The sequence below is a fragment of the Humidesulfovibrio sp. genome (genome assembly GCF_030689645.1).
Classification (GTDB): domain Bacteria; phylum Desulfobacterota; class Desulfovibrionia; order Desulfovibrionales; family Desulfovibrionaceae; genus Humidesulfovibrio.
The window spans coordinates 163,180-187,744 of the sequence record NZ_JAUYFU010000048.1; the positions used below are offsets into that span (position 1 = coordinate 163,180).

25 protein-coding genes and 1 tRNA gene are annotated in these 24,565 nt (G+C 58.7%); 3 read left to right on the forward strand and 23 right to left on the reverse strand.

Going from position 1 to position 24,565, the window contains the following annotated elements; all coding sequences use genetic code 11:
• Positions 1 to 102: 102 nt before the first annotated feature.
• The 14 genes from fusA to Q8O35_RS07650 form a co-directional block, all read right to left on the reverse strand.
• Entirely contained in the window at positions 103 to 2,151 is a 2,049-nt protein-coding gene (gene fusA, locus Q8O35_RS07585) for an elongation factor G (protein WP_305572036.1), read from the reverse strand.
• Positions 2,152 to 2,188: 37 nt separating this feature from the next.
• Entirely contained in the window at positions 2,189 to 2,518 is a 330-nt protein-coding gene (locus Q8O35_RS07590; RefSeq protein ID WP_305572037.1) for a hypothetical protein, read from the reverse strand.
• A gap of 615 nt (positions 2,519 to 3,133) precedes the next feature.
• Positions 3,134 to 3,862, reverse strand: coding sequence for an outer membrane protein assembly factor BamD (locus tag Q8O35_RS07595; protein WP_305572038.1), 729 nt, complete (start codon positions 3,860 to 3,862; stop codon positions 3,134 to 3,136).
• The gene (trxB, locus tag Q8O35_RS07600; protein ID WP_305572039.1) at positions 3,855 to 4,784 is read right to left on the reverse strand and encodes a thioredoxin-disulfide reductase; all 930 of its coding nucleotides are present in this window, start codon (positions 4,782 to 4,784) and stop codon (positions 3,855 to 3,857) included. The genes Q8O35_RS07595 and trxB overlap by 8 nt, the downstream gene beginning before the upstream one ends.
• Before the next feature lie 9 nt (positions 4,785 to 4,793).
• On the reverse strand, positions 4,794 to 5,111 hold the full coding sequence (gene trxA, locus Q8O35_RS07605) for a thioredoxin (protein ID WP_305572040.1): 318 nt from the start codon (positions 5,109 to 5,111) through the stop codon (positions 4,794 to 4,796).
• Between the two features lie 90 nt (positions 5,112 to 5,201).
• Positions 5,202 to 6,332: a tRNA (adenosine(37)-N6)-threonylcarbamoyltransferase complex transferase subunit TsaD gene (gene tsaD, locus Q8O35_RS07610; protein ID WP_305572041.1), complete on the reverse strand. Its 1,131-nt coding sequence runs from the start codon at positions 6,330 to 6,332 to the stop codon at positions 5,202 to 5,204.
• Between the two features lie 4 nt (positions 6,333 to 6,336).
• Positions 6,337 to 7,356, reverse strand: a complete 1,020-nt coding sequence (gene fbp / locus Q8O35_RS07615) for a class 1 fructose-bisphosphatase (protein WP_305572042.1) — start codon at positions 7,354 to 7,356, stop codon at positions 6,337 to 6,339.
• 39 nt (positions 7,357 to 7,395) lie between these two features.
• Entirely contained in the window at positions 7,396 to 8,121 is a 726-nt protein-coding gene (locus tag Q8O35_RS07620) for a hypothetical protein (protein ID WP_305572043.1), read from the reverse strand.
• A 173-nt stretch (positions 8,122 to 8,294) separates the two neighbouring features.
• The gene (locus Q8O35_RS07625; RefSeq protein WP_305572044.1) at positions 8,295 to 9,137 is read right to left on the reverse strand and encodes a lipopolysaccharide assembly protein LapB; all 843 of its coding nucleotides are present in this window, start codon (positions 9,135 to 9,137) and stop codon (positions 8,295 to 8,297) included.
• Positions 9,121 to 9,441: a septum formation initiator family protein gene (locus tag Q8O35_RS07630; protein WP_305572045.1), complete on the reverse strand. Its 321-nt coding sequence runs from the start codon at positions 9,439 to 9,441 to the stop codon at positions 9,121 to 9,123. Before Q8O35_RS07630 ends, Q8O35_RS07625 begins: the two co-directional genes overlap by 17 nt.
• 9 nt (positions 9,442 to 9,450) lie before the next feature.
• A complete protein-coding gene (locus Q8O35_RS07635; protein ID WP_305572046.1) occupies positions 9,451 to 9,726 on the reverse strand; it encodes a hypothetical protein in 276 nt (91 codons plus the stop codon).
• 43 nt (positions 9,727 to 9,769) lie between these two features.
• Positions 9,770 to 10,330: a CDP-diacylglycerol--glycerol-3-phosphate 3-phosphatidyltransferase gene (pgsA, locus tag Q8O35_RS07640; protein ID WP_371133108.1), complete on the reverse strand. Its 561-nt coding sequence runs from the start codon at positions 10,328 to 10,330 to the stop codon at positions 9,770 to 9,772.
• Positions 10,331 to 10,348: 18 nt separating this feature from the next.
• On the reverse strand, positions 10,349 to 11,176 hold the full coding sequence (locus tag Q8O35_RS07645) for an Mrp/NBP35 family ATP-binding protein (protein WP_305572193.1): 828 nt from the start codon (positions 11,174 to 11,176) through the stop codon (positions 10,349 to 10,351).
• 179 nt (positions 11,177 to 11,355) lie between these two features.
• The gene (locus Q8O35_RS07650; protein WP_305572048.1) at positions 11,356 to 12,000 is read right to left on the reverse strand and encodes a protein-L-isoaspartate(D-aspartate) O-methyltransferase; all 645 of its coding nucleotides are present in this window, start codon (positions 11,998 to 12,000) and stop codon (positions 11,356 to 11,358) included.
• Between the two features lie 173 nt (positions 12,001 to 12,173).
• Here Q8O35_RS07650 and Q8O35_RS07655 point away from each other — a divergent pair, with 173 nt between their 5' ends.
• Together Q8O35_RS07655 and Q8O35_RS07660 are read left to right on the forward strand one after the other, a co-directional pair.
• Positions 12,174 to 12,611, forward strand: a complete 438-nt coding sequence (locus tag Q8O35_RS07655) for a CBS domain-containing protein (protein ID WP_305572049.1) — start codon at positions 12,174 to 12,176, stop codon at positions 12,609 to 12,611.
• 97 nt (positions 12,612 to 12,708) lie between these two features.
• Positions 12,709 to 14,046 carry a M23 family metallopeptidase gene (locus Q8O35_RS07660; protein WP_305572050.1) on the forward strand — a complete coding sequence of 446 codons (1,338 nt, stop codon included), beginning with the start codon at positions 12,709 to 12,711 and terminating at the stop codon, positions 14,044 to 14,046.
• Between the two features lie 77 nt (positions 14,047 to 14,123).
• Here Q8O35_RS07660 and lon read toward each other — a convergent pair whose 3' ends face one another.
• From lon to Q8O35_RS07700, 8 genes are all read right to left on the reverse strand, one after another.
• Complete coding sequence (gene lon, locus Q8O35_RS07665) at positions 14,124 to 16,574, reverse strand: endopeptidase La (RefSeq protein WP_305572051.1); 2,451 nt, start codon at positions 16,572 to 16,574, stop codon at positions 14,124 to 14,126.
• Between the two features lie 122 nt (positions 16,575 to 16,696).
• The gene (gene clpX / locus Q8O35_RS07670) at positions 16,697 to 17,950 is read right to left on the reverse strand and encodes an ATP-dependent Clp protease ATP-binding subunit ClpX (RefSeq protein WP_305572052.1); all 1,254 of its coding nucleotides are present in this window, start codon (positions 17,948 to 17,950) and stop codon (positions 16,697 to 16,699) included.
• Between the two features lie 9 nt (positions 17,951 to 17,959).
• Entirely contained in the window at positions 17,960 to 18,562 is a 603-nt protein-coding gene (clpP, locus tag Q8O35_RS07675; RefSeq protein ID WP_305572053.1) for an ATP-dependent Clp endopeptidase proteolytic subunit ClpP, read from the reverse strand.
• A gap of 242 nt (positions 18,563 to 18,804) precedes the next feature.
• Positions 18,805 to 20,178, reverse strand: coding sequence for a trigger factor (tig, locus tag Q8O35_RS07680; protein ID WP_305572054.1), 1,374 nt, complete (start codon positions 20,176 to 20,178; stop codon positions 18,805 to 18,807).
• Between the two features lie 62 nt (positions 20,179 to 20,240).
• Positions 20,241 to 20,324 (reverse strand) — tRNA-Leu (locus Q8O35_RS07685).
• An 88-nt stretch (positions 20,325 to 20,412) separates the two neighbouring features.
• Positions 20,413 to 21,771 (reverse strand): bifunctional hydroxymethylpyrimidine kinase/phosphomethylpyrimidine kinase, encoded by a 1,359-nt coding sequence (gene thiD / locus Q8O35_RS07690; protein ID WP_305572055.1) that lies wholly within the window; start codon positions 21,769 to 21,771, stop codon positions 20,413 to 20,415.
• 111 nt (positions 21,772 to 21,882) lie between these two features.
• The gene (locus Q8O35_RS07695) at positions 21,883 to 22,317 is read right to left on the reverse strand and encodes a hypothetical protein (protein ID WP_305572056.1); all 435 of its coding nucleotides are present in this window, start codon (positions 22,315 to 22,317) and stop codon (positions 21,883 to 21,885) included.
• Between the two features lie 87 nt (positions 22,318 to 22,404).
• Entirely contained in the window at positions 22,405 to 22,890 is a 486-nt protein-coding gene (locus tag Q8O35_RS07700; RefSeq protein WP_305572057.1) for a hypothetical protein, read from the reverse strand.
• Between Q8O35_RS07700 and Q8O35_RS07705 the strand changes: the two genes are divergently transcribed.
• The gene (locus Q8O35_RS07705) at positions 22,891 to 23,196 is read left to right on the forward strand and encodes a hypothetical protein (protein ID WP_305572058.1); all 306 of its coding nucleotides are present in this window, start codon (positions 22,891 to 22,893) and stop codon (positions 23,194 to 23,196) included.
• Between the two features lie 120 nt (positions 23,197 to 23,316).
• Here Q8O35_RS07705 and Q8O35_RS07710 read toward each other — a convergent pair whose 3' ends face one another.
• Complete coding sequence (locus Q8O35_RS07710) at positions 23,317 to 24,450, reverse strand: HD domain-containing phosphohydrolase (RefSeq protein WP_371133109.1); 1,134 nt, start codon at positions 24,448 to 24,450, stop codon at positions 23,317 to 23,319.
• Between the last annotated feature and the right edge of the window lie 115 nt (positions 24,451 to 24,565).

Consider the following 24,565-nt stretch of genomic DNA (forward strand, 5'->3'; position numbering starts at 1 on the left):
ACACGTCCAGCACTATGGACCCTAGCCCCAGACGGGGAAAAATGCAACGCGATCAGACATTCATGTGCTCGCCATGAATATCGGCCCAGGAAACGTGAAGAGTTAGACGAGGACGTCAAATTTAGCGAATTTCATGACAAAAGATGCGCGACCTTGTGTGGCGGACCGCAAATCCGTTGAAAATCCGAACATCTGTCGAAGAGCCGAGTAAGCCTGGACGAGCTTTTGCCCTCCCCGGTCCTGAATGTTCTCAACCTTTGCCCCCTTGGCGCCGAGCAGTCCAATAACCTCACCCACAAAGGCGTCCGGTACCCCCACCTCAACCCACATGATTGGTTCCAAGAGCATGGAGGGCGCATCAGCCAGGACGCGCTTCAGCGTCATGGCGGCGGCCATTCGGTAGCCTGCTGCGCTTGATTCGCCTTCGCGCCGGGGCAAGTCAAGAACTCGCAGCCGCACATCCTGCACAGGATAACCGCCCAGGACGCCACAAGCCAAGCCATCAGTGAGACCTTCGTTCACGGCGTCGGTCCAGGCCTGGGGGAACTGGCTGCGGTCCAGCTCGAACTGGACCACGCGGCCCTGACCACGGGGAAGGGGCTCAATGGCAAGACGGACAGCGCCATAGTGCATGACCTCGCCCAACTCACGGTGGAACACCTCTTCGGCCTCGGCCTTGCCAACAACGGTCTCCTGATAGACGACCTGGGGCTTGCCGGTTCGCGGCTTAAGCCCATGTTCGCGGGCCATGCGCTCCAGCAGGACCTCCAGGTGCAGTTCGCCCATGCCGGAAAGCACCACCTGTCCGGTTTCCGCATCACGCACAACGCTGAGGGTCGGGTCCTCCATCAGGTAGCGTTGCATCACTTCGTCGAGCTTGTCTGCCTCATCGGCATTCTTGGGCTCGATTGCCAGGGAAATGACGGGCTTGTAATCAGCGATCTGCTCCAGAAGTATTGGGTTGTCCTTGCGCGCCAAGGTGTCGCCCGTGCGGCCAAAACGCATGCCTGCGGCAGCGACGATCTCGCCAGCCCGAGCCACCTCGATCTTCTCGCGGCGATCGGCGTGGAGCCGGAACAAACGGGCCACGCGCTCCTCGCAGCCATGGGTGACGTTAAAAACCGTCTCTCCTTCAGTCAGCTGGCCGGAATAAACCCGCACGAAAGACTGCTTGCGACCGGATTCCATCACAACCTTGAACACCAGGGCCGAGAGCGGAGCTTCGGGATCGACAGCAAAACTCTTGGGCAAGTGCGTCGTCGGATCCACGCCCGCCTGTAGCGGCGCCTCAAGGGGGCCTGGCAGGTAGTCGCACACTGCGTCCATCAGCGGCTGCACACCGACGTTCTTGAGGGCAGACCCCAGAAAAACGGGCACCAGCTTGAGGGCAATCACGGCCTCGCGGATGGCCTTTATCAGCGTTTCTGGCGAAATATCCTGGCCGGAGAGGTAGGCGTTCATCACCCCATCGTCGGTGTCGGATAGTGTCTCCAACATGGCTTCGCGCCAGGGGGCCAGGCGCTCACGCTCAGCAGTCGTTAAGGGTATGCGCTCGTACTCCACGCCACGGCTTTCGGCGTCGAATACAAGCCGCTCCATGCGCACCAAGTCGAACACGCCTCGAAACTCAGCGCCTTCGCCATCAGGCACCTGCAGAGCCAAGGGCTTGATGCCAAGCTTCTCACGCATGGATTCAAGCACTCCAGAGAAATCAGCGCCTAACCTGTCTATCTTATTGACGAATGCAAGCTTTGGGACATGGTAGGACTCGCTCTGCCTCCACACGGTTTCTGACTGGGGCTCCACGCCGCTCACAGCGCAGAATACGCCAATGGCTCCGTCAAGCACACGCAAGGAACGCTCCACCTCAACCGTGAAATCCACGTGCCCCGGCGTGTCGATGAGATTCACGCTATTCCCACGCCACAGGCAGGAAGTGACTGCCGAGGCGATGGTGATGCCGCGTTCTTGTTCTTCAGGCATGAAGTCCATGGTGGCTGTGCCCTCATGGACCTCGCCAAGCCGGTGGATACGGCCAGCGTAGAACAGGATGCGTTCAGACAGTGTCGTTTTGCCCGCGTCGATGTGCGCGATAATGCCGATATTGCGGATGGTGTGCAGATATTTGGAGGAAATTGGCTTTTTGCTCACGGTCTGCCGCCTGCGCTGTTGGGCCTGTGGGATTATTTCAGCTTGAGACGAAAATCTGGCGCTCCTGAATAAACAGGTCTGGGTGCAGCCCAGACCAGCGCCAAAGCCCCAGGCAGTCGCCGGAAACGGTCACCGCCGCACGGCCCTGCCCTGCCCGCGCAGCCGGAGTCAGCAGCAGATCGCGCGGAACGGCGTTGAAGGCTGCCCAGGCGTCCTCGTCCGGGGCCTTGCGAGAGCGCTGTCCGGGCATGGCCCCAGCCGCTTCAAGAGGCAGCGCGCCATAGAGCAACTCAATGTCCTCAACGGGAAAATCAAGGGAGGTATCGCGCCACAAGCCTGCCGCACGCGGGAAGCGCAATGGGATCATGCGAAGGCAAGAGGCGTCAAGGGCCTCACGGAGGGCTTTCTGAGCAAGCAGTCGACGGAATTCAGTCGTATCAGGATACAAAACCAGCCCAGACTCTCCGGTTTCCATGCAGCCAGAGGCGCAATCTAGAAGCAGTCGCTGCAACAGCACTGGGCCAAGCGCAGCCAACCGCTCCTGTCCGGAGAGTTCACAGGAAACGAGAAGCGCATCGGGGACGGAGCTGCGTTTGCCAAGGCGAACGACATGCACCTGCCCAACGCGTGCGCATAGGGCTGGCATCAGGGCCGACAAAAAAAACGCAGGCGCATCGATGCTGTCGTCGAGGAGCAGCAAGACAAAGGGCACTGGTTCCCTTGAGCACGTGCGCTCCATGAGATCGAACTGATCATTCGATTTTGAAGATGCTACCAGTCTTGGCGGGTTTAAGGCGTAGTGCCTGGCAATGACCCCTTTGATTAATGCGCGCCGCTGATCCCCCAGTGCGTTATAAGCCCTGGCGAAGCGGGTATCGGCAATCAAATGAGGATCAAACCACGCCGGAGAAGACCAAGGGCTGGCCTCATGGCTGGGAATGAATAAATCCATGCCGCGGCGACTCCTGATGCTGAAAGGATGCTAGAGCCACTTGAGCAGGCGCTTCCAAGTCCACTGCACCCGCTCGCGCTCCTCTTCGGACAAGACCTTCTGGTACTCAAAGTAGGAGTATTCCGCGCGTTTCCTCACGTAATCCTTGAACTCAACAACGTCGGCATAGTTCTCAAGGATGAACAGATAGCGATGCCAAGCAGCGCCGAACTGGTTGGTGCGCCAGAAGAAGTCAGCGACGAAGATCTCATGCTCGCACAGTATCTTGCGGCATTTGTAGATGTTCTGCTTAACAGCCTCGGAAAACTCCGAGTTGGGGTACGACTCCTCGAGACGGTAGAAGATTTCAAGCGCCTCCTTCACGTTGTCCTGACGCAGATCGATTGTCTTGAACTGGTTCAAGTTGCTCAGGCCCATCTGAAAAAGCACATAGGGAATTTGCGGGCTGCTGGGATGCAGCGTCTCGAACTCCTTGTATGCGTCCAAGGCCTCAAGGTACTTGGAGTCAAGAAAATAGGCGTCGCCCAGGGCTATTTCAGCCTTAGGAGTCAACGGACTGAAGGGGTACCTGTCCTTAAGCTTAAGGAAGTTTTCGGATGCCCGCGCATAACGCTTTTCCTGCATGTAATCCATGCCGGTTTCAAAGAGCTCTTGGGCGGTATCATCCGGGGGCGGCAGGAAATAATAGTCAATGAGGCCGCAAGAAGAAATCAACGGCAAGAGCAAGAGCAGAAGAACCGCAAGTGGGCGCTTAGGCATTCAGGTTTTCCAGGTAGGCGTGGGCCGCAGTGGCCGCAGTGGCGCCATCGCCCACCGCAGTGGCCACCTGACGGCAGTTTTTGCTGCGCACATCTCCCGCCGCAAAGAAGCCCGGCAGGTTGGTGCGCATTTCACAATCCGTGATGACAAAACCGGCCTTGTCACGCGTAAGATCCGCCGGGACGAAGGAAGCCACTGGCTCAAACCCGACGAAAACAAAAACACCGTCTACGGGCAGTTCCCGCTTCTCGCCAGTCTTGACGTCGGTCAAAGCCACGGCTGTCACCCCCTTGAAGGGGTCGCCCTTGATTTCATCCACGATGGTGCTGCGCAGAATGCTGATCTTGGGGTTGATCTCGCACTTATCCTGATAGCACTTGTTGCCGCGAAACTCGTCGCGACGGTGGATGAGGTAGATCTTCTCAACCAGTCGCGCCAAGTACAAGGACTCTTCAAGGGCGGAATTTCCGCCGCCGATGACGGCCACGGTTTTGCCTTTGAAGAAATTGCCGTCGCACAGGGCGCAGTAGGAAACGCCTCGGCCAAGGTACTTCTCTTCGCCTGGCGTGCCCACGCGCTTGTAACGAGCCCCGGTGCACAAAACCACCGATTTGGAGAACAGAGTATCATCACCCACCTGGATGACATACCCGCCGTCCTGGGCGGTGATGGTGCGCACCTCGTCGGAATGGCGTGCAAACTCGTAGCCCGAGAGGTGTTCAACGAACTTATCCACAAGCTCATAGCCTTTCACGGGTTTTGGGAAACCAGGATAGTTCTCGATTTCCTCAGTCATGAGCACCTGACCGCCAGGAGAAAGCTTCTCCAGGAGGGCGACGTTCACGCCGGCGCGCACGAGATACAGGGCGGCGGTGAGCCCGGCAGGCCCACCGCCAATAACGACAGCGTCGTAAGTTTTCATGGGGTCACACTACGCCTTTTTGGCGATCATATCCTTGATGCTGCTCTTGGAAACGGCACCTGTGGACTGGTCAACCACTTCGCCGTCCTTGAACATGATCAGGGTGGGAATGGCACGGATGCCAAAACGGCTCGGGCTGGCGGAGTTCTCGTCAACATTCATCTTGCAGATCTTGACCTTGCCTTCGAACTCGACGGCCAGCTCATCAATGATCGGGCCCATGGCGCGACAAGGGCCGCACCAGGGAGCCCAGAAATCGACAAGAACGGGCACCGGGCTTTTGAGAACTTCCTGCTCGAAATTGCCGTCAGTCACCTGAATAGCCATATTCTCTCCTTCGGCTCGGTAGTGTCTTATTTTTCAACTCAGTTTCAGCGGACAGGCCAGAAATCCAGGCCATGCCGCATTCTTATGAAACTAGTTCTCCGCCCTTGTTCTGTCAAGCCGCAACCCTTCGGCATTGGGCGTTATCCGGTGCCAGTCCCGAGGAACGGCGCGACCACGCGGAACAGATTCCAGTCCCAGGTCATGACGATATCCGGCCAACAGGGCCAAGGCCCCTGCATGGGCGATCATGGCCGCGTTGTCGGTGCACAGGGCAGGCCTGGGTATGCAAGCCGCAAGGCCGTGCATTCCTGCCACTTGGGCCATGGCTGCGCGCACATGGGAATTTGCGGCGACACCCCCGGCCACAACCAGGGACCTGAGCCCTTCTTCACGGCCCAGGGCACGCTCTACTTTGATGCGCAAGGTCTCGGCCACCGCTCGGTTAAAAGAAGCCGCCACCAGGGCCAGCTCCTGCGGGTGTGCGGCCAAGGCCAGGGCTCCGCCGTTGCGCAAGGCGTCGGCTTCGGGCATTGCGGCATAGGGGAGGTGCGGGCGTTTGGACAGATACTCCGCAACAGCAGTCTTAAGGCCGCTGAAGCTGAAATCTAGATTGTCGTTGTGAACATAGGCAAGGGGGAACAGAGTCTTATCCGGCTCAACGCCCTGGCTCAAGTCGTCAAGGTACCGGCCGCCAGGATAGGGAAGATTGAGGAGCTTGGCCACCTTGTCAAAAGCCTCGCCTGCGGCGTCATCCAGCGTGCGGCCCAGAAGCCGGAATTCCGTGGGAGAATCCATGCGGTAGATGTGCGTGTGACCGCCAGAAACAAGCAGTCCAAGCGCCGGAAAGCGCAATTCGTCTTCAAGTCCTGGGGCCAGCAAATGAGCATGCAGATGGTCGACGCCGATAAGCGCCGCTCCCGTCGCCAAGCACAGCCCCTTGGCAAAGCTCATGCCCACCAGCAGACTGCCGAGCAAGCCTGGCCCGCGCGCAACGGCCACAGCGTCGATATCCTGAGCGGTCACAGCGGCTTTGGCCAGCAAGTCGGCAAAAAGGATGGGCAGCATCCGCTGGTGCTCACGGGAGGCGATCTCCGGCACCACGCCCCCGAACACCGCGTGAATGTCCGTCTGAGAGGCCAGGGACTCGGCCAGAAAACAGCCGTCACGCACAAGTGCGACGCCGGTCTCGTCGCAGGAGGTCTCGACGCCGAGAACCAGCACGGCCTTACGCCTGCTGGGCCGCAGTGTAAATTTCCTGCACCTTTTCCACATCCTGCTTGGAGCCCACAAAAAGAGGAACACGCTGGTGCAGATGCTCAGGCACTATATCCAGGATACGCCGGATCCCGTCAGTGGCGGAACCGCCCGCCTGCTCCACAATGAAGGCCATGGGCGCGGCCTCGCACATGAGGCGCAGCTTGCCTCCAGGATGACTGGGGTCGCGGTTGTCGGAGGGATACATGAAGATGCCGCCGTAGACGAGGTTGCGGTGAAAATCGGACACCAGCGACCCAATGTAACGCAAGCTGTAAGGTTTCTTGCGGGTCATGCTTGCGGCCTTGAAGTGCGCGAGTATGTCCAGCGTGGGTTTGTCCCAGTAGTGGTAGTAGCCCTCGTTCACCGAATAGATGTTGCCCTGCTCCGGTATGCGCATGTTCGGATGCGAGAGCAGGAACTCGCCCACGCTAGGGTCGAGGGTGAAACCGTTCACGCCATCGCCGGTGGTGAAGACCATCATGCACGACGAGCCGTAAAGGATGTAACCGGCAGCAACCTGCTCCGCGCCCCTTTGAAGGTAGTCGCTTGCAAGCAGTCGGGAATCGCTAGGGCTTTTGCGACGATAGATGGAAAAAATGGTGCCGATGCTCACATTAACGTCAATGTTGGATGAGCCGTCCAGCGGATCAAAGATGACGAAGTAGTCGCCCGTGGGCAACCCGTCGGGAATCTCGATGATGTCGGCATTTTCCTCGGATGCCATCGCGCAAAGCGCACCGCATCTTGAAAGCCTGTGGATGAGCACTCTGTTGGCGAATTCGTCCAACTTCTTGACCTCTTCGCCCTGAACATTGACATCCCCGGTGAAGCCCAGCACATCAACAAGCCCTGCCTTGCTCACCTCGCGGTGAATGATCTTGGCCGAAAGGATGAGCTCGTTGAACAGGCGCGTGAAGCGGCCGGTAGCCATGGGAACCTGCTTCTGGTGCAGGAGCAGGTGTTCGGTGACGGTGATCTGCTGGGACATGAGGAATCCTCCGCAAGCGTGTCGACGCCGCAGTCCGTTTTACCAGTTTCCGCCGAAGAACGGCACAGCGAAGCCTTTGTCCTCAAAGGTGGCGTTGGCGCTCTCCGTGGCATAGACGAAAAGATCGCGTCCGATGAACCGGGCGAGCCATGTATACTGCTTGTCACCAGCCGTCACAGTGCCCTGGATCCTCTCCTTCATAATTTCCAGCCAAGGGAGCTTGACCAGCTCCTGCGCGCCATCGGGAACGGTCTCCCCAGCCACCCAAAGCTTCTGTGCGCGAGGATCGACGATGACGAGCTCTTCAGGGTTCGGACAAAAGGTGAATAGCACGCGAGGATCAAAGCTCACCACATGAAGCCCTTTGAATTCCGACCCCTCGAAGTTTGGGGTTCCGAAGTACAGCTCAGGCCCGAGTGGGGTATAGTCCACCACAGTCTTCACCAGGGTTTCACGCCAGATTGACTCAAAAACGAGGGGTTCGGAGAAGCGCTTCAAGGGAACAGGCGGCTTGCGGGTCAGGATGTCGCCCTTTTCGTCGGCAATGATGACACCGTCAACCCAGGGGAAACGAAGCAGAAGCGCACTGACCCATTCGTCGCTCGGACGGTAGTCGATGCTGGACACGTAACGGGTAAGGGACATGACCTTGGCGTCCACAGGCGAAAACAGAAGCGCCAGCTTTTCCTGGTTGGGGTTGTCCCACTTGTAGCGGTTAACATCGACGCGCGGCGCGGGATTTATGAGATCCCTAGTGTCGCGCATGGTGGACCGCACGGTGCTGGCGCTGTTGTCCCAGGAAGGGCCAAGGGCTCCGCAGCCAGCGATGACGGCAAAAGCGAGAAAGGACAGACAAAAAAGGCCGGGGCGACGCAGAGCGCACCACGGTCGGCGGAGGAAAATACGTGTGAACATCGTTGGGTGTCCTCGATCCGATGTCAGGCCTGGATGCGGGATTCGAGGCGTGCCGCCAGGGCTTCCAGGGTGCTCATAAGACGGTTCTTGGCGTGCTTGCCGAAGGGGTCCTCGCCCGGCGCAACATGCGGCGCTGCGGCCACAGCAGGTGCTGCGGTCAGATTGGCTTCCAGGGTTTTTATGCGGCTGGACAGATCAGTCTTCTCGCGTTCGTCAAGGGCGCGTCCCCAGAGCTCACGATATATTCCAAGAGCTGCGCCAAAGTCTCCCTGCGAAGCAAGCAGTTCGGCCATGGTGCGGGTGCGATAGCTACCCGCATCCGGCGCTGGTCCCTCATAGGGGGCGTCGGCGCCGTCAGACGCCTTCGAAACCTGTGCAGGAACATCAGCCATGAGCGGCGCGGCGCGATCCTGAGAATGTTCGCGCACTTTTCGGGCGCTGGCCTTCAGCGGGCCGATGAGCCGCTCAGTGAGGGAGTTCAAGCCCTCGATGACGACGTCGGTCCACTTAACTGGACGATCTGTAAAATGCGAGGCCACGAGCATCAAAAACACGGCGAAGTCCCGGTCCTTGTCCGAGGTCTGGTGCGCCCACAACGACCAAAAGGCCGGATAGCGCTCCAAAGGCTTTATAACGGCCTGAAGCTGCTCCTGGGCTTCTTCAATCCGCTCCAGGCGCGTAAGCACCTGGATAAGCAGCAACCGGGCCTCCATGGAGTCCGGGTGGCGGTCAAGCCCTTGCCTCAGGGTCTTTTCCGCATCCTCCAACTGCCCGAACTCGACAAAGAGCTTGGCCAGTGGGAAAAAAATACGCGACCCTGGCTCAAGAGCCAGAACCTCTTGGTACCATTCAATCTTTCTTCTCATCGTCCACGGCCCCCTGGGCTACGTCGGTCCTATCGGAGAAGATATACAAAACCTCATTTTCCTTAACGTAATTCATGCGATCCCGAATGACCATCTCCTGGTAGGCGCGGTCCATTTTAAGCCTGCGGATCTCGTTGCTGAGGTCAAGGCTTCTTGTGTCTACATCGCGCAACTGGTTTTCAAGCTTAACAGAGCGGTTGCGCATGTTCATGTAGGCAATGACGCCGTGATCGCTCCAGATGAGGCGAAACAACAGAACAACATTGACCGCAATCAGTACGCCTAGCAGAATACGCCGGGCCATGGCTCCGTCTCACTGCAGGCGCGGCGCAAGGGGCCTGCCGGGACGAATCTTTGCTAATGGCGCGCGCAGCTCTTCAAGAAAATTGGCCGTAGCCGTCTCCACACGTTCCACGTCTTCCTCATTCAAGGTCACGGAGTCGATCCGCTGCAAAAAGTCCTTGAGCACATCGAACTCCTCAAGCAGACTCTTGCCCAACTCTATCTTTTCCAGTTCCGGCTCAAGCTCCAGAATTGTCTCAAGACAGTTGGATATGCGGGCCATATGGCTATTGTGCGGCCTGTTCATCACTCTGCTCCGGAAACCCGCTCCCACGCGCATGATTGCGTGGTCATTCAGCTTGTAACCAGTTTTTATAGAAATTGTACAGATAATTCCCACCAGAAAAAACCGTAAGCGCCAGGGCCACATACAACACGACTGTTCCGATGAGCGCCACATCCAGACCCAATATTGGATAATGCGCCAAAAGCGGCACCAGTGCAAGGCTCTGTGCAATGGTTTTCATCTTCCCGAAGTGGTCAGCCGCGATGACAACGCCTTTGTCCGCTGCAACGCCACGCATTCCGGTGACGGCAAGTTCACGGCAGATAATGACCACGACAATCCAGCCAGCCACCCAGCCCAACTCCACAAGCATGATTAAAACCGAACTGATGAGAAGCTTGTCAGCCAAGGGGTCAAGGAACTTGCCAAGGTTGGTGATGAGGTTCTGCCTGCGGGCGATATATCCGTCAGCCATGTCCGTGAGCGAGGCCAGCGCGAACACACCAGCGGACACGTACGCCAAGAGAACGGTCTGAAACGCCTGCTCCAGATAGAGAAGCACGACGATGACCGGCACCGCGAATACGCGCGCCAGGGTGAGCATGTTGGCCAAATTCAAGGTCATAAGCGTACTATCCCCAGCCTATCTGTGAACGGTGGAGGCGGCCTCCAGGCTTGTTTGGGCGGCCAAGGCAACGCGCTCGCCAAGGGCCAAAAGCGCCGCTTTCGCAGGGCAGTCTCCTTCCATAAGCACCACAGGGGTGCCAAGGTCGCCCGCCACAACTGAAGTGGGGTCCAGGGGAATGGCTCCCAAGAACTCCAGGCCGTACTGCTCGGCCAGGGCCTTTCCGCCCCCCCTCTTGAACAAGTCGATGGACAAGCCGCAATGCGGGCAGGCCAAGCCGCTCATATTCTCAACAACTCCAAGAATATTGGCCTGGGCGTACTGTAGAAAGTTTATCGCCTTGCGCACATCGGCCAAAGAAACCTCTTGCGGGGTGGTGACCACTACCGCCAAAGCCTCTGGTATAAGCTTCAGCACGGTCATGGGCTCATCGCCGGTACCCGGAGGCGAGTCGATGACGAGAAAATCCAGTTCGCCCCACTGCACATCGGAGATAAACTGGCGGATGGCCGAGGTCTTCATGGGGCCACGCCAAAGCACAGCCTGGTCAGGATCGAGCAGCAGGGACTCCATGGAGACGACATGCAGATTATCGTTATATTTCTTTGGCTTCACCAAGCTGCCCCGGTCCGGCTCAAGCTGACCGGTAAGCCCCAGCAAACGCGGCACACTGGGGCCGTGGATATCCACGTCCATGAGGCCGACCTTGTAGCCGCGTGCAGCCAAGGCTGCTGCAATATTGACGGACACGGAGCTCTTGCCCACGCCGCCCTTGCCGCTCATGACGAACAGTTTGTAGCGGATGCGCTCCAGGGTCATGGCAATGAGCTGGTCTTGCAAGGCCATCTTGGCGTTGGCATCGCCCGAGGAAGAGGGGCAGGAGCCTCCAGAACATGAACTCACGTTGCACTCTCCATTGTCTTGGGATCACGGCGGGAGCCGTTAAAAGAGAATTATGGCCGATTTTGGCCTGCGTGTAAATCTCGGAAAGAGGGTTGAGGTCAGGGGGAGATGCAGTGCGGGCATCACCACCCGTGCTTGCCGACCAAATCCACGAAAGCCACAGGGCACACCTCGCTTTGCAAAACGCCCTGCGGCGTCTTCTCCACAAGCACAAGACGTTGCACCCGGCGCGATCCGCCCACGGGAACGACAAGCCGCCCCCCCATGGCCAACTGCTCCACCAGGGGTGGCGGAACCTCGGGACCGCCGGCGGTGACGATGATGCGGTCAAAGGGCGCTGCGCTCGGCCACCCCAGGGTGCCGTCGTCCTGCTTCACATGGACACTAAACAGCCCCATAGACAGCAGCCGCTCCCGGGCGCTGGCGCAAAGTTTCGGAATGCGCTCAACAGTATGCACGTCCGCACCGAGCTTGGCCAGCACGGCAGCCTGATAGCCGGAGCCGGTGCCGATTTCCAACACCTTCATGCCGGGCTCGACCTGGAGAAGCTCGCTCATGAGAGCCACTATGTAGGGTTGTGAGATTGTCTGCCCCTCGCCGATGGGCAGTGGGCTGTCGAGGTAGGCCTGCCGGGCCATGGCCTCCTCTACGAACAGGTGGCGGGGCAGCTCGCCCATGGCGGCCAGAACACGCGGATCAGTGATGCCGCGCGCTATAAGCTGGTCGTTCACCATGCGATCGCGCTGTCTTTTGGGGTCAACCCGCATCCTGTGCACTCCAGATCTGTTGTGGGATTCATTCGTGTCACGCCGTGCTGACCAGATTTCCATCGCCAAGTCAACACAGGCCTATGCGCTCTTGACACATTGCCCCTTTCCTTTAACAATCAAGGAAACAACCCGCAAAGCCCTGGAGCACCCTGAAAGCCGAGGAGATGCCCATGTTCAAGATCAGAGAACTCATGACCACACCAGTTTACTCCCTGCGGGAAACGGATACCCTCCAGAGCGCGCGGGTGCTCATGGACAAGAAGCGCATCCGACACGTGCCCATCACCACCGCAGACACAATGTTCCGAGGGCTTATCACCAATCGTGATGTGCTGGCGAACACCATCTCGCACCTGGCGAACATCGACCCCGCCACCCAGGACGAGATCGACGCCGGAATCCCCCTGCAGGAAATAATGCGCACCGATGTGTGCGTCATCTCACCGGAACAGACCGTGCGCGAGGCCGCCCATATTCTATACAACCACAAATATGGCTGCCTGCCTGTTGTGGAGGACGGGAAGCTGGTTGGCATCGTCACCGAAGCGGACTTCCTCCAGCTCACCATACAGTTGCTGGACGCCATGGACCAAGCCGACCAAGCCTGACGCCCCCATTTCATCATACGCGCATAGCGTGTTAAACCGGTAAATTCCGGCGTGATCTCGCGTCCTCCCCACAACCTTCAGCCCCCCAAAAGAGACAATGAAAATACTTCCAGCGGAAAAGAAGAGCTCCGGCCACATGATGCGTACATTGGTTGCCCTGTGTGTCCTTGCGCTGTTTGGCCTTATCGTTTTCACTTTCCTTCGAGACGGAAGCGCCCCAGTGCTCAAGCTCACCCCGCAAACCGATGCGGCCTCCTACACCACAGACTTCAGCCTCAGCCTCACCTCAAACCGGGCCGGGCTCAAGGAATGCGTCATCTCTGCGACCCAGGACAACAAACGTGTTGATTTTGTACGTAAAATCTTTCCAGACAAGCAGCTTTCACACACCGAGAATTTCCGCCTCCCGCGCGAGGCAGGATTCAAGGAAGGCCCCCTTGAGCTGAGCATCACCGTACGCGACAACGCCCTGCTCTCCTTCCTGGGACGCGGCAAGTCTCATTTGATTCAGAATCTTACCCTGGACTTCTCGCCGCCCAGGCTCAACGTAAATCCTGGCATCCATCACGTGAACCAAGGCGGCGTTGCCGTGGTCAGCTACACCGTGTCCAAACCCTTGGTGCACACTGGCGTGAATGTGGGGCAGCGCTTCTTCCCGGCCTTCCAGCAGCCAGGGGGTGAATGGGTGTGTTATTTCGGCATGCCCCACGACATGGCTCCGTCTGACTTCAAGCCCAAGATCACCGCCCGGGACAAGGCGGGCAACGAAGGTTCCCAAACCATTTCGGTGCTGGCCATTCCAAAGGTCTTTAAGTCGGACAACTTGAACATTCCCGATGAATTTCTTAACGACAAGATGAGCCAGTACACAGCCATGTATCCAGCGGAGAAAACCCCGCTGGACATTTACAAACGTGTGAACACCGAACTGCGCAAACAAAACGAAGCAGAACTTCTCAAGATCGGTCAGGACACCTCCCCCACCCCGCTCTGGTCCGGCCCATTCCTGCGTCTGCCCAACGCCGCTGGGCGTGCTGGCTTCGGCGACCAGCGCGATTACTATTACAAGGGTGAGAAGATCGACCACCAGACCCACATGGGCGTGGACCTGGCAAGCCTAGCCAATGCCCCCGTGCCTGCGGCAAATACCGGCCGCATTGTGTTCGCCGGGTTCTTTGGAATCTACGGCAATTGCGTCATTATCGATCACGGCCTTGGACTGCAAAGCCTCTACTCACACTTGAGCGAAATCGCCGTGGCCAAGAACGCTCAGGTCAAGAAAGGCGACGTCATCGGCAAGACCGGAGTCACCGGGCTGGCAGGCGGCGACCATCTTCACTTTGCAATGATTGTGAGCGGCCTACAGGTGAGCCCTACGGAATGGTGGGACGAGCACTGGATCAAGGACAACGTCCAGAAGCACCTGAGCAAATAGCAAAAAATGCGAAAAGTTGAATGATAAAAGGCCGGGATATCCCGGCCTTTTTCTATTGCATGGTCGATGCGGACAGCCTAGTGCGTGGGCGGCAGGTACTCTTCCTTCACCAGCAGATTGCTCAGGGGTGAGATGTTGTCCCTTCCGCAAAACAGGGCGCCGGAACTGCCGCACTCAAGGGCCTGTTCAAGAACCGTGTCAACGGTCTCAACGGGCACAATTTTGAGATCCTTCAAGATCTCCTCAGGCACTTCCTTCAGATCCTTCTCGTTCTCAGCCGGGATGAACACCGTGCCCACAAGGCCGCGGTGAGCAGCCAGGAGCTTCTCTCGCAGACCGCCGATGGGCAGCACGCGCCCGCGCAGAGTGATCTCGCCGGTCATGGCCACATCGTTGCGCACAGGAATGTTGAGCAGGGCCGACACGATGGAGGTGACAAGGGCCACACCGGCCGAGGGACCGTCCTTGGGCGTCGCGCCCTCGGGCACGTGCACGTGGATGTCAATCTCCTTGTGGAAGTCGCGCTTGAGGCCGAAAAGGTCCGAACGGGAGCGCAGATAAGAGAGCGCGGCGCGGGCAGACTCCTGCATGACCTCGCCCAGCTTGCCGGTGATCTCCACCTTGCCGGATCCACTCATGAGCACCACTTCGATGAGCAACAGCTCGCCGCCCATTTGCGTCCAGGCCAGGCCGGTGGTGACGCCCACCTGCGACTTTTCCTCGCGCTCCTCATGGCGGTGCTTGGGCACGCCAAGATAGGTTGCGATGCTCTGCTTGCTCACAGCCACGGAGGTGACGGCCTTGTCCTCCACGATCTTCATGGCCGCCTTACGGCACACGGCGGCGATCTCGCGCTCCAGATTGCGAACCCCGGCCTCGCGGGTGTAGCGACGAATTATCTCCAGCATGGCATTATCGGAGACGTTCAGCGACTCCTCGGAAAGGCCGTGCAGCTCACGCTGCTTACCGAGCAAGAACTGCTTGGCGATCTTGAGCTTTTCTGTCTCAAGATAGCCCGGCAGGCGGATGATCTCCATGCGATCGCGCAGGGGCAGCGGGATGGAATCCAGCGTATTGGCCGTGGTGATGAAGAATACCTTGGACAGGTCGTAGTCAAGGTCCAGGTAGTGATCGTTGAAGGCGTAATTCTGCTCCGGATCGAGGACTTCCAATAGCGCGGACGATGGGTCACCCCGGAAGTCCATGCTCATCTTGTCCACCTCGTCCAGGCAGATGACGGGATTGTTGAATTTACAGCGCCGGAGCGAATGGATGATCTTGCCCGGCAAAGCGCCCACGTAAGTACGGCGGTGGCCGCGTATTTCGGCTTCGTCGCGCACGCCGCCAAGGGAAATGCGCATGAATTCGCGATCCATGGCGCGAGCTATGGACTTGGCGATGGAGGTCTTGCCTACGCCCGGAGGCCCCACAAAGCACAGGATGGGACCCTTCATTGTTTTAACCAGGCTCTGCACCGCGATATACTCAAGGATGCGCTCCTTGGGCTTTTCCAGGCCAAAATGGTCCTCATCAAGCACCACGCGCGCCTTGGAAATGTCGAGGTCCGTCTCCTTGAGCACGCCCCAGGGCAAGTCCAGCACCCAGTCAACGTAGTTGCGCACCACTGTGTACTCAGCTGAGGACGGCTGCATCTGCTTGAGCTTGCGGATTTCCTTCTTGACGCGTTCGCGGGACTCGTCGCTCATAACCTTGGCGTCCAGCCGCTTTTCAAGCTCCAAAGCCTCGGCGGCGGGGTCATCCTCGCGGCCCATCTCCTTGTGGATGGCCTTCATCTGCTCGTTCAAGTAATACTCGCGCTGGTTCTTCTCCATCTGGCCCTTGACGCGGCCCTTCACTCGCTTCTCGATGGTGGAGATTTCGATCTCGCCCAGCAGAAGCTCGTACACGTATTCCAGGCGCTGCGAGGTCTCGGAGATTTCCAGAGCGCGCTGCTTGCGCAGAAAATCCACCTTGAGGTGCGGCATCACCGCGTCAGCCAGGGCGCCTGGCTCGCGCAGGGCGGCCATGGCCAGGATGGATTCCGGCGCCACCTTTTTGTTGTTGCGAGCATAGACGTCAAGGGACTCGTTCACGGCGCGGATAAGCGCGTCGCCCTCGGACTTGTCGCCGTGGAGTTCGTCCACCCGGTCCACGCGCACCAGGGGGAAATCTCCGGCCTCGGCGGGATCAGATTCCAGAATGCTCCAGTTGGCACGGTACAGGCCCTCGAAGAGCACCTTGATGGTGCCATCGGGCAGGCGCAGCATCTGCAAAATACGGCTCACTGTACCCACGGCGAAGAGATCTTCGGCCTCGGGCTTCTCTTTCTCCGGCGAGCGCTGAGTGACGAGAAAAATATGCTTGTCATGCAGGGCGATGGCGCTCTCAATGGCCTTGATGGAGGCCTCGCGCCCTACGAACAGGGGCACGATGGAGCGCGGGAACATCACCACTTCCCGCAGCGACATAAGCGGCAACACGGAATCGTCCGGCTGAATATCGCGCTCCAGAGCGTCGAAGTCGTTCATGGATGCTCCTTAAAGGCCGAAGCCGGGCTGGTTCGGTGGTCGGAGGTATGCTGGCCGCGCGTGCTTGGCAGTTGCGGTCAGCATACCTTCCAGGCAACGAATGTAAAGGACGAAAGCGCGAATTACGCGCTCTTGACCTCCTGATGGTACAAAATGAGGGGCTCCATGCCCTTCTCTATGACCGCGCTGTTGATGACGCACTCTTTGACGCCCGAAAGGGACGGCAACTTGTACATGATCTCCAGCATGGTCGACTCAAGCACGTTGCGCAAGCCGCGCGCTCCGGTCTTGCGGATGATAGCCGCCTCGGCGATGGCCTTCAGCGCATTCTCGGTGAAGCGCAGGTTGACCTTATCAAGCTCGAACAGCTTCTGGTACTGCTTCACAAGAGCGTTCTTGGGCTCGGTGAGGATGCGCACCAGGTCCTCGCAAGTGAGCTCGTCCAGGGCGGTGACGATGGGGATGCGGCCCACGAACTCGGGGATCAGGCCGAACTTGATGAGATCGTTGGGCTGGCTCTGGGCGAGCAGCTCGCCCATGGCGATCTCCTTCTTCTTGTTCTCCATCTTGCCGCCGAACCCCATGCTGGTGCCCTGCATCCGCTGCTGGATCATCTTGTCGAGCCCGATGAAGGCGCCACCCAGGATGAACAGGATGTTCGAGGTGTTCATCCTGATGAATTCCTGCTGCGGGTGCTTGCGTCCGCCCTTGGGGGGGATGTTGGCTTCTGTGCCCTCAATGATCTTGAGCAGAGCCTGTTGCACGCCCTCGCCCGAAACATCGCGGGTAATGGACGGGCTGTCGCCCTTGCGCGCAATCTTGTCGATCTCGTCGATGTAAATGATGCCGCGGCTGGCGGCCTCGATGTCGTAGTCGGCGTTCTGCAGAAGCGCCACAAGGATGTTTTCGACGTCCTCTCCCACATAGCCGGCCTCGGTCAAGGTCGTGGCGTCGGCAATGGCGAAGGGAACTTTCAACATGCGGGCAAGGGTCTGGGCCAGCAGAGTCTTGCCGGAACCCGTGGGGCCGATCAAAAGCACGTTGCTCTTGTCGATCTCCACGTCATCCTTGTTGTTCTGTGCGTAGAAGACGCGCTTGTAGTGGTTATGCACCGCGACAGAGAGGATCTTCTTGGCTTTGTTCTGGCCAATGACGTACTGGTCGAGCAGGGCCTTGAGCTCCTGCGGAGGCAGCAAACGCACATCGCCGACGGAGTCACTCACGTGCTCCTGGGCGATGATGTCGTTGCACAGCCCCACGCACTCGTCGCATATATAGACGTCCGGGCCTGCGATGAGGCGCTGCACGTCAACCTGGCTCTTGCCGCAAAAGGAGCAGGCAAGATCCGTGGGGGAGCCGGTTTTTTTCCTGTTCATGAGCTTCCTCTAGGCCTTCTTTTCCGCGTCGCCGCGCTTGACCATGATGGTGTCGATGATGCCGTATTCCTTGGCCTCTTTGGCGGTCATGAAATAGTCGCGCTCGGTGTCCTTCTCAATGCGCTCCATGCTCTGGCCCGTGTGCCCGGCCAGGATCCCGTTCAGCTCCTCGCGCATGCGCAGGATCTCGCGAGCCTGAATGCCGATGTCTGTGGCCTGACCCTGGGCGCCGCCCAAGGGCTGGTGGATGAGGATACGGCTGTGCGGCAGGGCGTATCGCATGCCCTTCTCTCCCGCGCAAAGCAGCAAAGCCGCCATGCTGGCGGCCTGGCCCATGCACAGGGTGGCCACGGGCGGGGCGATGTACTGCATGGTGTCGTATATAGCCATGCCAGCTGTCACGACGCCGCCGGGAGAATTGATGTACATGTAAATCTCTTTTTCCGGATCCTCAGACTCCAGGAAAAGCAGCTGGGCGCAAATCAGGCTGGCCACATGGTCGTCGATGGCGCTGCCGAGCAAGATGATGCGGTCTTTGAGCAGACGCGAATAAATGTCGTAGGCTCGCTCTGTGCGGCCTGTGGTTTCGATGACAATGGGCACGGCGGGCATGGGCGGCTCCTTCATACAGGACGGGGTGGTGCGTCCATTCAAGTTGACTGCGCAGAATTCATCGGCAGATTTCATCAGTAACCATATGCCGAAAAGAGAATAAGGGCTCGTTTGCCCGCGTCAATAGTAGCGCGAACCTAACGAAAAAGACTGCCGAGCCCCAAAATCATAACGCGGCGACCGGATTTCGCCGGCCGCCGCGCGGTGTCTTCAGCCGTGCAGGTGGCGGGAAAGAGTCAAGATTACTCCTTGGCCGTCTCAACCTTCTTGGCCCGGGGCTTCTTGGGCTTCGCAGTGGTCTCGGCGCTCTCATCATCCACGGGAGCGGCGGCCGCAACTTCGGTCTTGGCGGCGCGCGCGTAGACCAGCTCAATGGCCTTGTCGGCCAGGAGACGATCCTTCAAGGGATAGATGAGGTTATTCTCTTCGTAATACTGCTTCACGCTCAGCAGATCCTGGCCGTGCTGACGGGCAACCTGGGTAAGAGCGGCATCGATTTCCTCAGGCTTGACGTCCATATTCTCCTTCTTGGCGACAGCCAGAAGCAGAATTTCGCCACGCACGGCCTCCTCGGCCTGGGTGCGGTGCCCTTCGCGCAGCTCTTCCATGGACTTGCCGAGCGCGCCAAGGCTCTTGCCCTGGCGGTCAAGCTTCTGCTCCAGATCGGCCAGCAGGCGGTCAATGCGATTCTCGACCATGCTGGGCGGCAGCGGGAAGTCCACCTGGGCCAGCAGCTGATCCAGCAGCTTCTTCTGGGCCATGGACTTGTTCAGCTGCTCGCGGCTCTGCAGGTAGGACTTGGTGATCGCTTCGCGCATCTTCTCAACGGACTCGAAACCGCCGGCGCGCTTGGCCACTTCGTCGGTGAGTTCGGGCATGATGCGCTCCTTGATGGAGTGCAGCGTGGCGCGCATGGTCAGTGTATGGCCAGCCATGGCGGGATTGATGAAGTCTTCGGGGAAGGCGATTTCGCACTCGCCCTTCTCGCCGGTCTTGAGGGTCTTAATCATCTCCTCAAACTCGGGCAGAGCCTGCTTGTCGCCCAGGGTAAGCTCGAAGTTCTCAGCCTGGATGCCCTGGAACACCTCGTCGCCCTTGTAGGCGGCGAAGGTGATGACAACGATGTCGCCGTCCGTGGCGGCGCGAACGACTTCGATGGGCTTCACTGTGGCGGCGTTGGTCAGGATGCGCTTCTCGACCTCCTTGACCTCTTCTTCCTTCACTTCAGCCTTTTCGACATCAACGGCCAAGCCTTCGTAATCAGGCAGGGCGAAATCAGGTGCAATCTCGAACTCAACAGAATAATTGAATTCCTGGTCACGCACCAGTTCTTTGGCGTCCACGTCGATGCGCGAAAGAGGCATGATGCCCAGACCGCCAAGAGCCTCGTTGATCTGGTAGTTCACCAGGTCAGTGGTGGCCTCGGGGTAAATCTGGGAACGGTATTTGCCCTCAACAACGGAAGAAGGGGCCTTGCCGCGGCGGAAGCCCTTGATCTCGTAGCGATGGCGGTAGAGGGCGACGGCAGCGGAGAGGGCGGCGTTGACCTCTTCCACAGGCACCTGGATGTTGATCTTGCGCTTGACCGGAGAAAGTTCTTCAACCTTGTATTCCATTGACTTGCCGTCCTCCTAAGATGTCAGCCCGCGGGTGTGCGCGGGTCGCGTTTTCTGTTTCGTGGTGCGAGAGGGGAGACTCGAACTCCCACGGACAGGCCGCTGGATCCTAAGTCCAGTGCGTCTACCAATTCCGCCACTCTCGCCTTCAAGCTGCCAAAAGTCCCGTTAGATAAGCGGGGGGCGGCAAACTGTCAACCGGGCCCACGCGTCGGCCCAAGCTCATACAATAATCTACAGCAGATCCAGTATGCGCCGGATCTTGCCCAAAAGCTCCTTGGAATCCTGCGCAAGAATGCGGATCATCGCCTCTTTGCCGGGACCTCCCATGTCCACCACGGCATCGACCGTGCGCGGGGTGTTCGAGGCCTCAAGCGCCGCCTGGGTGCCCCAATCCATGGTGCCTCCCTCGCGGCCAAGACCATCGCTCGGTTCGTCGGCCCGGTCAAAGCCTGCGCAAGTCATCCCCGTGCGCTTAAGGGAAGCCAGGGTCTGGTCGTTGCAGGCGATGTTCAGCGAGCAGGTAAGACGAGCGTTATACTTACGCGCCGCAAGCAGCACGCGCGCCATGTGCGAGGATGCGCCGAACTCCGGCCCGCCCGCGAGGATGACCTCGCCACGCCGGGTGCAGGTGATGCGTCCGCTGAAGGCGGCAATGTCCTGAGTGGTGGACGCATAGGGCAAAGCCAGCACCAGATTGGAGCGCACCTCGGGAATAAGCTTGGCGAAGCGCGGCAGTTGTGCAAGCACCCTGCCCGTTTCGGCCAGCTCGTCCAGGGTGCCCAGTCGCGCCTGCTCCTTGAGCAATGGCACGGCGTGGTTGGGCGAACCGCCGCCCGTGCCCACGGAGTAGCTGGATCGCAGAGCCGCATGAAGATAAAGCTGGGACTTGCGCACGCTGGCGAGCATGTCGTGCCCCTGGCCAAGGTGCGCGGCGATGGCCGCAGACAGGGTGCAGCCCGTGCCGTGGAGATTCTTGGTATCCACCCTGCTCTGCATGAGCGGAAGCGGCTTCTGGCCCGGCGTCACGTACCAGTCGGTGGAGGCCGGAGAGTCCATGTGCCCGCCCTTGATGAGCACGGCCTTGGGCCCCATGGCCAACAGCCGCTCGGCGGCCTCGCAGATGTCATGGGCGCTTTTGAGCGTAAGCCCGGTGAACAGCTCGGCCTCAGGGATATTCGGAGTAAGCAGGTCCGTTATTGGGAAGAGGTGGCGCACCATCTCGTTCACAGCTGACTCCTCCAACAAACGCGCGCCGGATTGCGCAACGCACACCGGGTCAACCACAAGCGGAAAGTCGCGGCGGGACAGTTGATCCGCCACTGCACGGATAATCTCGCCGGAGAAAAGCATGCCGGTCTTGGCGGCGCGCACTGTGAGGTCGGAGAGAACGGTGGCGAGCTGTTTGACAACAAAGTCCGGGGGCACGGCGTGAATGCCCGTGACGGCCACGGTATTCTGGGCAGTGAGGGCGGTGATGACCGAGGCTCCAAAGCCGCCCAGCATGTTGATTGTCTTAAGATCGGCCTGAATGCCGGCGCCGCCGCCGGAGTCAGACCCGGCGATGGTCAGAATGGTCGGACTATCGTGCATGGGAATGCTTCCTCAGAAATTGTGCGGCCGAAACCCTGTGCCCAGTGTCGGACGCAAGAATACTTTGGCCGGATTAAAGGAATTGGAAGACCGAAGATATAGCAGCCCGGTCTAATTGCCGGTGCAGGTCAGCTTGACGTAGTCATCAAGGGATACGCCCCCCCAGGCCTTGCTGGTCCAGTAAGCAGTAGCCCAGATCATCAGCGCCGTGGCCTGCAAATCACTAAGGCGGCGCAGTTTGATCTCAAGATTGCTGCGGCTGGCGCCCTGCATGATGTGCGCTTCACGCTCGTCACATGCGCTTTCAACCCGAAGCAGCAGGTACGCCTGTTTCGATTGATTCGGCAAAAGCCGCACATCTCGATGTGCTTCAAGGATGGTTTTGAGCTCAGCCGTGGTGAACTCCACAGACACGCCCCGGATCATCTTGAAAAAAACGTCCACGGCCCACGGTAGGATAAATTCCGCACCCGCGCTCTTGGTCTTAAAAAAGTCCTTGAGCCACTTCTCGTGGTCGGTGCTAATCCTGGCGGCGACTTGCGGCATGTCTGCTCCTCCGGATAACTCGCGGGAGATGTATTCTCCCTATACTATATGGATAGCATCTATCAAGAGTAAATCTAGAGCAAATCCTCAATCTTCCTGCAAACTGTCTCGCAACTGGCGAAACATCTGAACAACAAACTCTTGGGGGACTGGATCTCCGTCCACGCGCATCTCGGTGAGCTGAGTCACTTTATTGCCGTTGGGGGTGCGCAGCGCACGGGTCTCAAGAACATAGCATTTTCGGACCAGCGGACCGGAGATGGAAAGAGTGAGGCACCAACCGCCAAGGCACGCCTCCCAGCATGAAGCGACTACGCGGGAATTTCTCGCTACAGTCTGGCCCACACCCTCGACGAGGCGCAAAAACCCAAAGAGGCTCAAAGCCTGTCCGGCGAGGTCAGTAACGCCGAGAAACTCACCTTGTTGCGAACGCAACACCAGCGGTCGACTCAAGTGATCGTCAGGAGGAAAATACGGCGATTCATCGACAGCGAGTTTAGCGAGGGCCACAGTTACGCGGCCACGCTCCTCGTCCAAAGCGCGGCGCAAGGCCGCGACATCGGCTTCAAGCATTTGGATGCGCTCCGCTTGCGCCGCCTGCGCAAGACGCGCTTCCTCCCGCAACAGGGCCAGCTCACGTTGAAGGCGGCCCTGGGCCTCAAGGCTTTCGGAAACCTTCAAAAGCGCGCCATTCATGCACTGAAGGACGCCTTCAGCCAGAGCCGTAGACTCGCCAACCTCAATCCCGCCAGCCTGCTCAAACCGGCCCAACTGAGCAAAGCCAGCGGCGAGGTCGCGCTCAAGGTGGTCAAGGGACCAGTCAGCCTTGCCCATGCCAGCTCCCTCGGCCTAGACTGGGCGCAAAAGCCGCACACCTAAGCCTGCCTGCAAGAATTAATCGTGCATACCGCATGCGACAGGTGATGTCTAGAGTTTTTATAAATTCTGGAGCTGTGTCTCAGCCAGATAGATCGGCAAAGGGGCAGGGAGGACTTGGCGCTACTCTTCTTGGTAACTTCGCTGAATCTCCAACACGAGGTCATAGTTGGCGATAAACACGTCATAAAGATCCGGATCGAAATGCTGGCCGCGGCCTGCGGCCATTATTTCAAGTGACCGCTCGTTGCTCAGGGCCTGCTTGTAAGGACGCCGTGTGGTCAACGCGTCGAACACATCAGCCAGGGCGCAGATGCGGCCCGAGAGGGGAATCTCATGTCCGGAAAGCCCGTTAGGGTACCCGGTCCCGTCCCATTTTTCGTGGTGCGAAAGGGCAATCTCAGCTCCGGCGTCGAGATACTTTGAAGACCCTCCACGCAAAATAGAGGCGCCGATCAAGGTGTGCCGCCGCATGACCAACCATTCGTCCTCGGTAAGCTTGCCGGGTTTGAGCAGGATGGCGTCGGGAATGCCCATTTTGCCGATGTCGTGCATTGGACTGCTGTTCAAAATGAGGTCAACCTGCTCCTCGTCAAGCCCGTGGCCTTTGGCGATGACGGCGCAATACCGACTCATGCGCATGATGTGGCTGGCCGTGTCCTCGTCCTTGTATTCCGCTGCAGCCGACAGTTTATGGATGGTTTCCATATGGGCCTGGACTGTGGCCTGCCGAGCGCGCTCAAGGTCCGCCAGGGCCGAACGCAAGGCGCTGGTCTTTTCGGTGACCATCTGCTCAAGGTGAAGTTGATACTCTTTCACCTCGGAGTGGTATTTCTTCATGCGTAAAAGCGAAGCCATGCGAACACCTAGCTCGGTGGCGTCGATGGGCTTGGCGACAAAGTCATTGGCTCCTGCCTGGACAGCCTTTAGCCGGTCTTCTTTGGCGGAGAGGGCTGTCACCATGACGATGGGCAAGTCCGCGAACTCCGGCACTTCGCGTATGGCTCGCGCCACTGCAAAACCGTCCATGCCGGGCATCATTATGTCGAGGAGAACAAGATCAATGCTCTTGTCAAGCAGTTGCAGGGCGGTCGGACCAGACTCCGCAGAAACGCAATCAAGCCCGTGGGCCTTGAGCAGACCCTCTAGGACCTTGCGATTAATCAATTCATCATCAACAACCAAAATACGATCGCGTCTCGCCTCGACAGTAAGTGATGTCATTTTCACCCCGGGATTAGTTCTGCTCGTGGGCATCTTTAATTGTTATGATAAATAATCAATTTTTGCACCCGGAATCAACCCCCTACGTACGACACAGGAAAAACTCCTGCAAATCCGCTGGACGAATAGAGTATCAGCATAGTATATC

Bases quoted from the DNA above. Each gene is read 5' to 3' on its own strand.
- clpP (WP_305572053.1), bottom strand. From the start codon at position 18,562: ATGCCCGCCGTGCCCATTGTCATCGAAACCACAGGCCGCACAGAGCGA.
- Q8O35_RS07650 (WP_305572048.1), bottom strand. From the start codon at position 12,000: ATGCGGGTTGACCCCAAAAGACAGCGCGATCGCATGGTGAACGACCAG.
- Q8O35_RS07625 (WP_305572044.1), bottom strand. From the start codon at position 9,137: ATGAGAAGAAAGATTGAATGGTACCAAGAGGTTCTGGCTCTTGAGCCA.
- Q8O35_RS07700 (WP_305572057.1), bottom strand. From the start codon at position 22,890: ATGCTTGAAGCCGATGTCGCGGCCTTGCGCCGCGCTTTGGACGAGGAG.
- fbp (WP_305572042.1), bottom strand. From the start codon at position 7,356: ATGTCCCAGCAGATCACCGTCACCGAACACCTGCTCCTGCACCAGAAG.
- Q8O35_RS07660 (WP_305572050.1), top strand. From the start codon at position 12,709: ATGAAAATACTTCCAGCGGAAAAGAAGAGCTCCGGCCACATGATGCGT.
- Q8O35_RS07620 (WP_305572043.1), bottom strand. From the start codon at position 8,121: ATGCGCGACACTAGGGATCTCATAAATCCCGCGCCGCGCGTCGATGTT.
- Q8O35_RS07590 (WP_305572037.1), bottom strand. From the start codon at position 2,518: ATGATCCCATTGCGCTTCCCGCGTGCGGCAGGCTTGTGGCGCGATACC.
- trxB (WP_305572039.1), bottom strand. From the start codon at position 4,784: ATGAAAACTTACGACGCTGTCGTTATTGGCGGTGGGCCTGCCGGGCTC.
- Q8O35_RS07635 (WP_305572046.1), bottom strand. From the start codon at position 9,726: ATGAACAGGCCGCACAATAGCCATATGGCCCGCATATCCAACTGTCTT.
- Q8O35_RS07630 (WP_305572045.1), bottom strand. From the start codon at position 9,441: ATGGCCCGGCGTATTCTGCTAGGCGTACTGATTGCGGTCAATGTTGTT.
- Q8O35_RS07655 (WP_305572049.1), top strand. From the start codon at position 12,174: ATGTTCAAGATCAGAGAACTCATGACCACACCAGTTTACTCCCTGCGG.
- tig (WP_305572054.1), bottom strand. From the start codon at position 20,178: ATGGAATACAAGGTTGAAGAACTTTCTCCGGTCAAGCGCAAGATCAAC.
- pgsA (WP_371133108.1), bottom strand. From the start codon at position 10,330: ATGACCTTGAATTTGGCCAACATGCTCACCCTGGCGCGCGTATTCGCG.
- Q8O35_RS07645 (WP_305572193.1), bottom strand. From the start codon at position 11,176: ATGGCCTTGCAAGACCAGCTCATTGCCATGACCCTGGAGCGCATCCGC.
- lon (WP_305572051.1), bottom strand. From the start codon at position 16,574: ATGAACGACTTCGACGCTCTGGAGCGCGATATTCAGCCGGACGATTCC.
- Q8O35_RS07710 (WP_371133109.1), bottom strand. From the start codon at position 24,450: ATGCCCACGAGCAGAACTAATCCCGGGGTGAAAATGACATCACTTACT.
- thiD (WP_305572055.1), bottom strand. From the start codon at position 21,771: ATGCACGATAGTCCGACCATTCTGACCATCGCCGGGTCTGACTCCGGC.
- Q8O35_RS07695 (WP_305572056.1), bottom strand. From the start codon at position 22,317: ATGCCGCAAGTCGCCGCCAGGATTAGCACCGACCACGAGAAGTGGCTC.
- clpX (WP_305572052.1), bottom strand. From the start codon at position 17,950: ATGAACAGGAAAAAAACCGGCTCCCCCACGGATCTTGCCTGCTCCTTT.
- trxA (WP_305572040.1), bottom strand. From the start codon at position 5,111: ATGGCTATTCAGGTGACTGACGGCAATTTCGAGCAGGAAGTTCTCAAA.
- Q8O35_RS07595 (WP_305572038.1), bottom strand. From the start codon at position 3,862: ATGCCTAAGCGCCCACTTGCGGTTCTTCTGCTCTTGCTCTTGCCGTTG.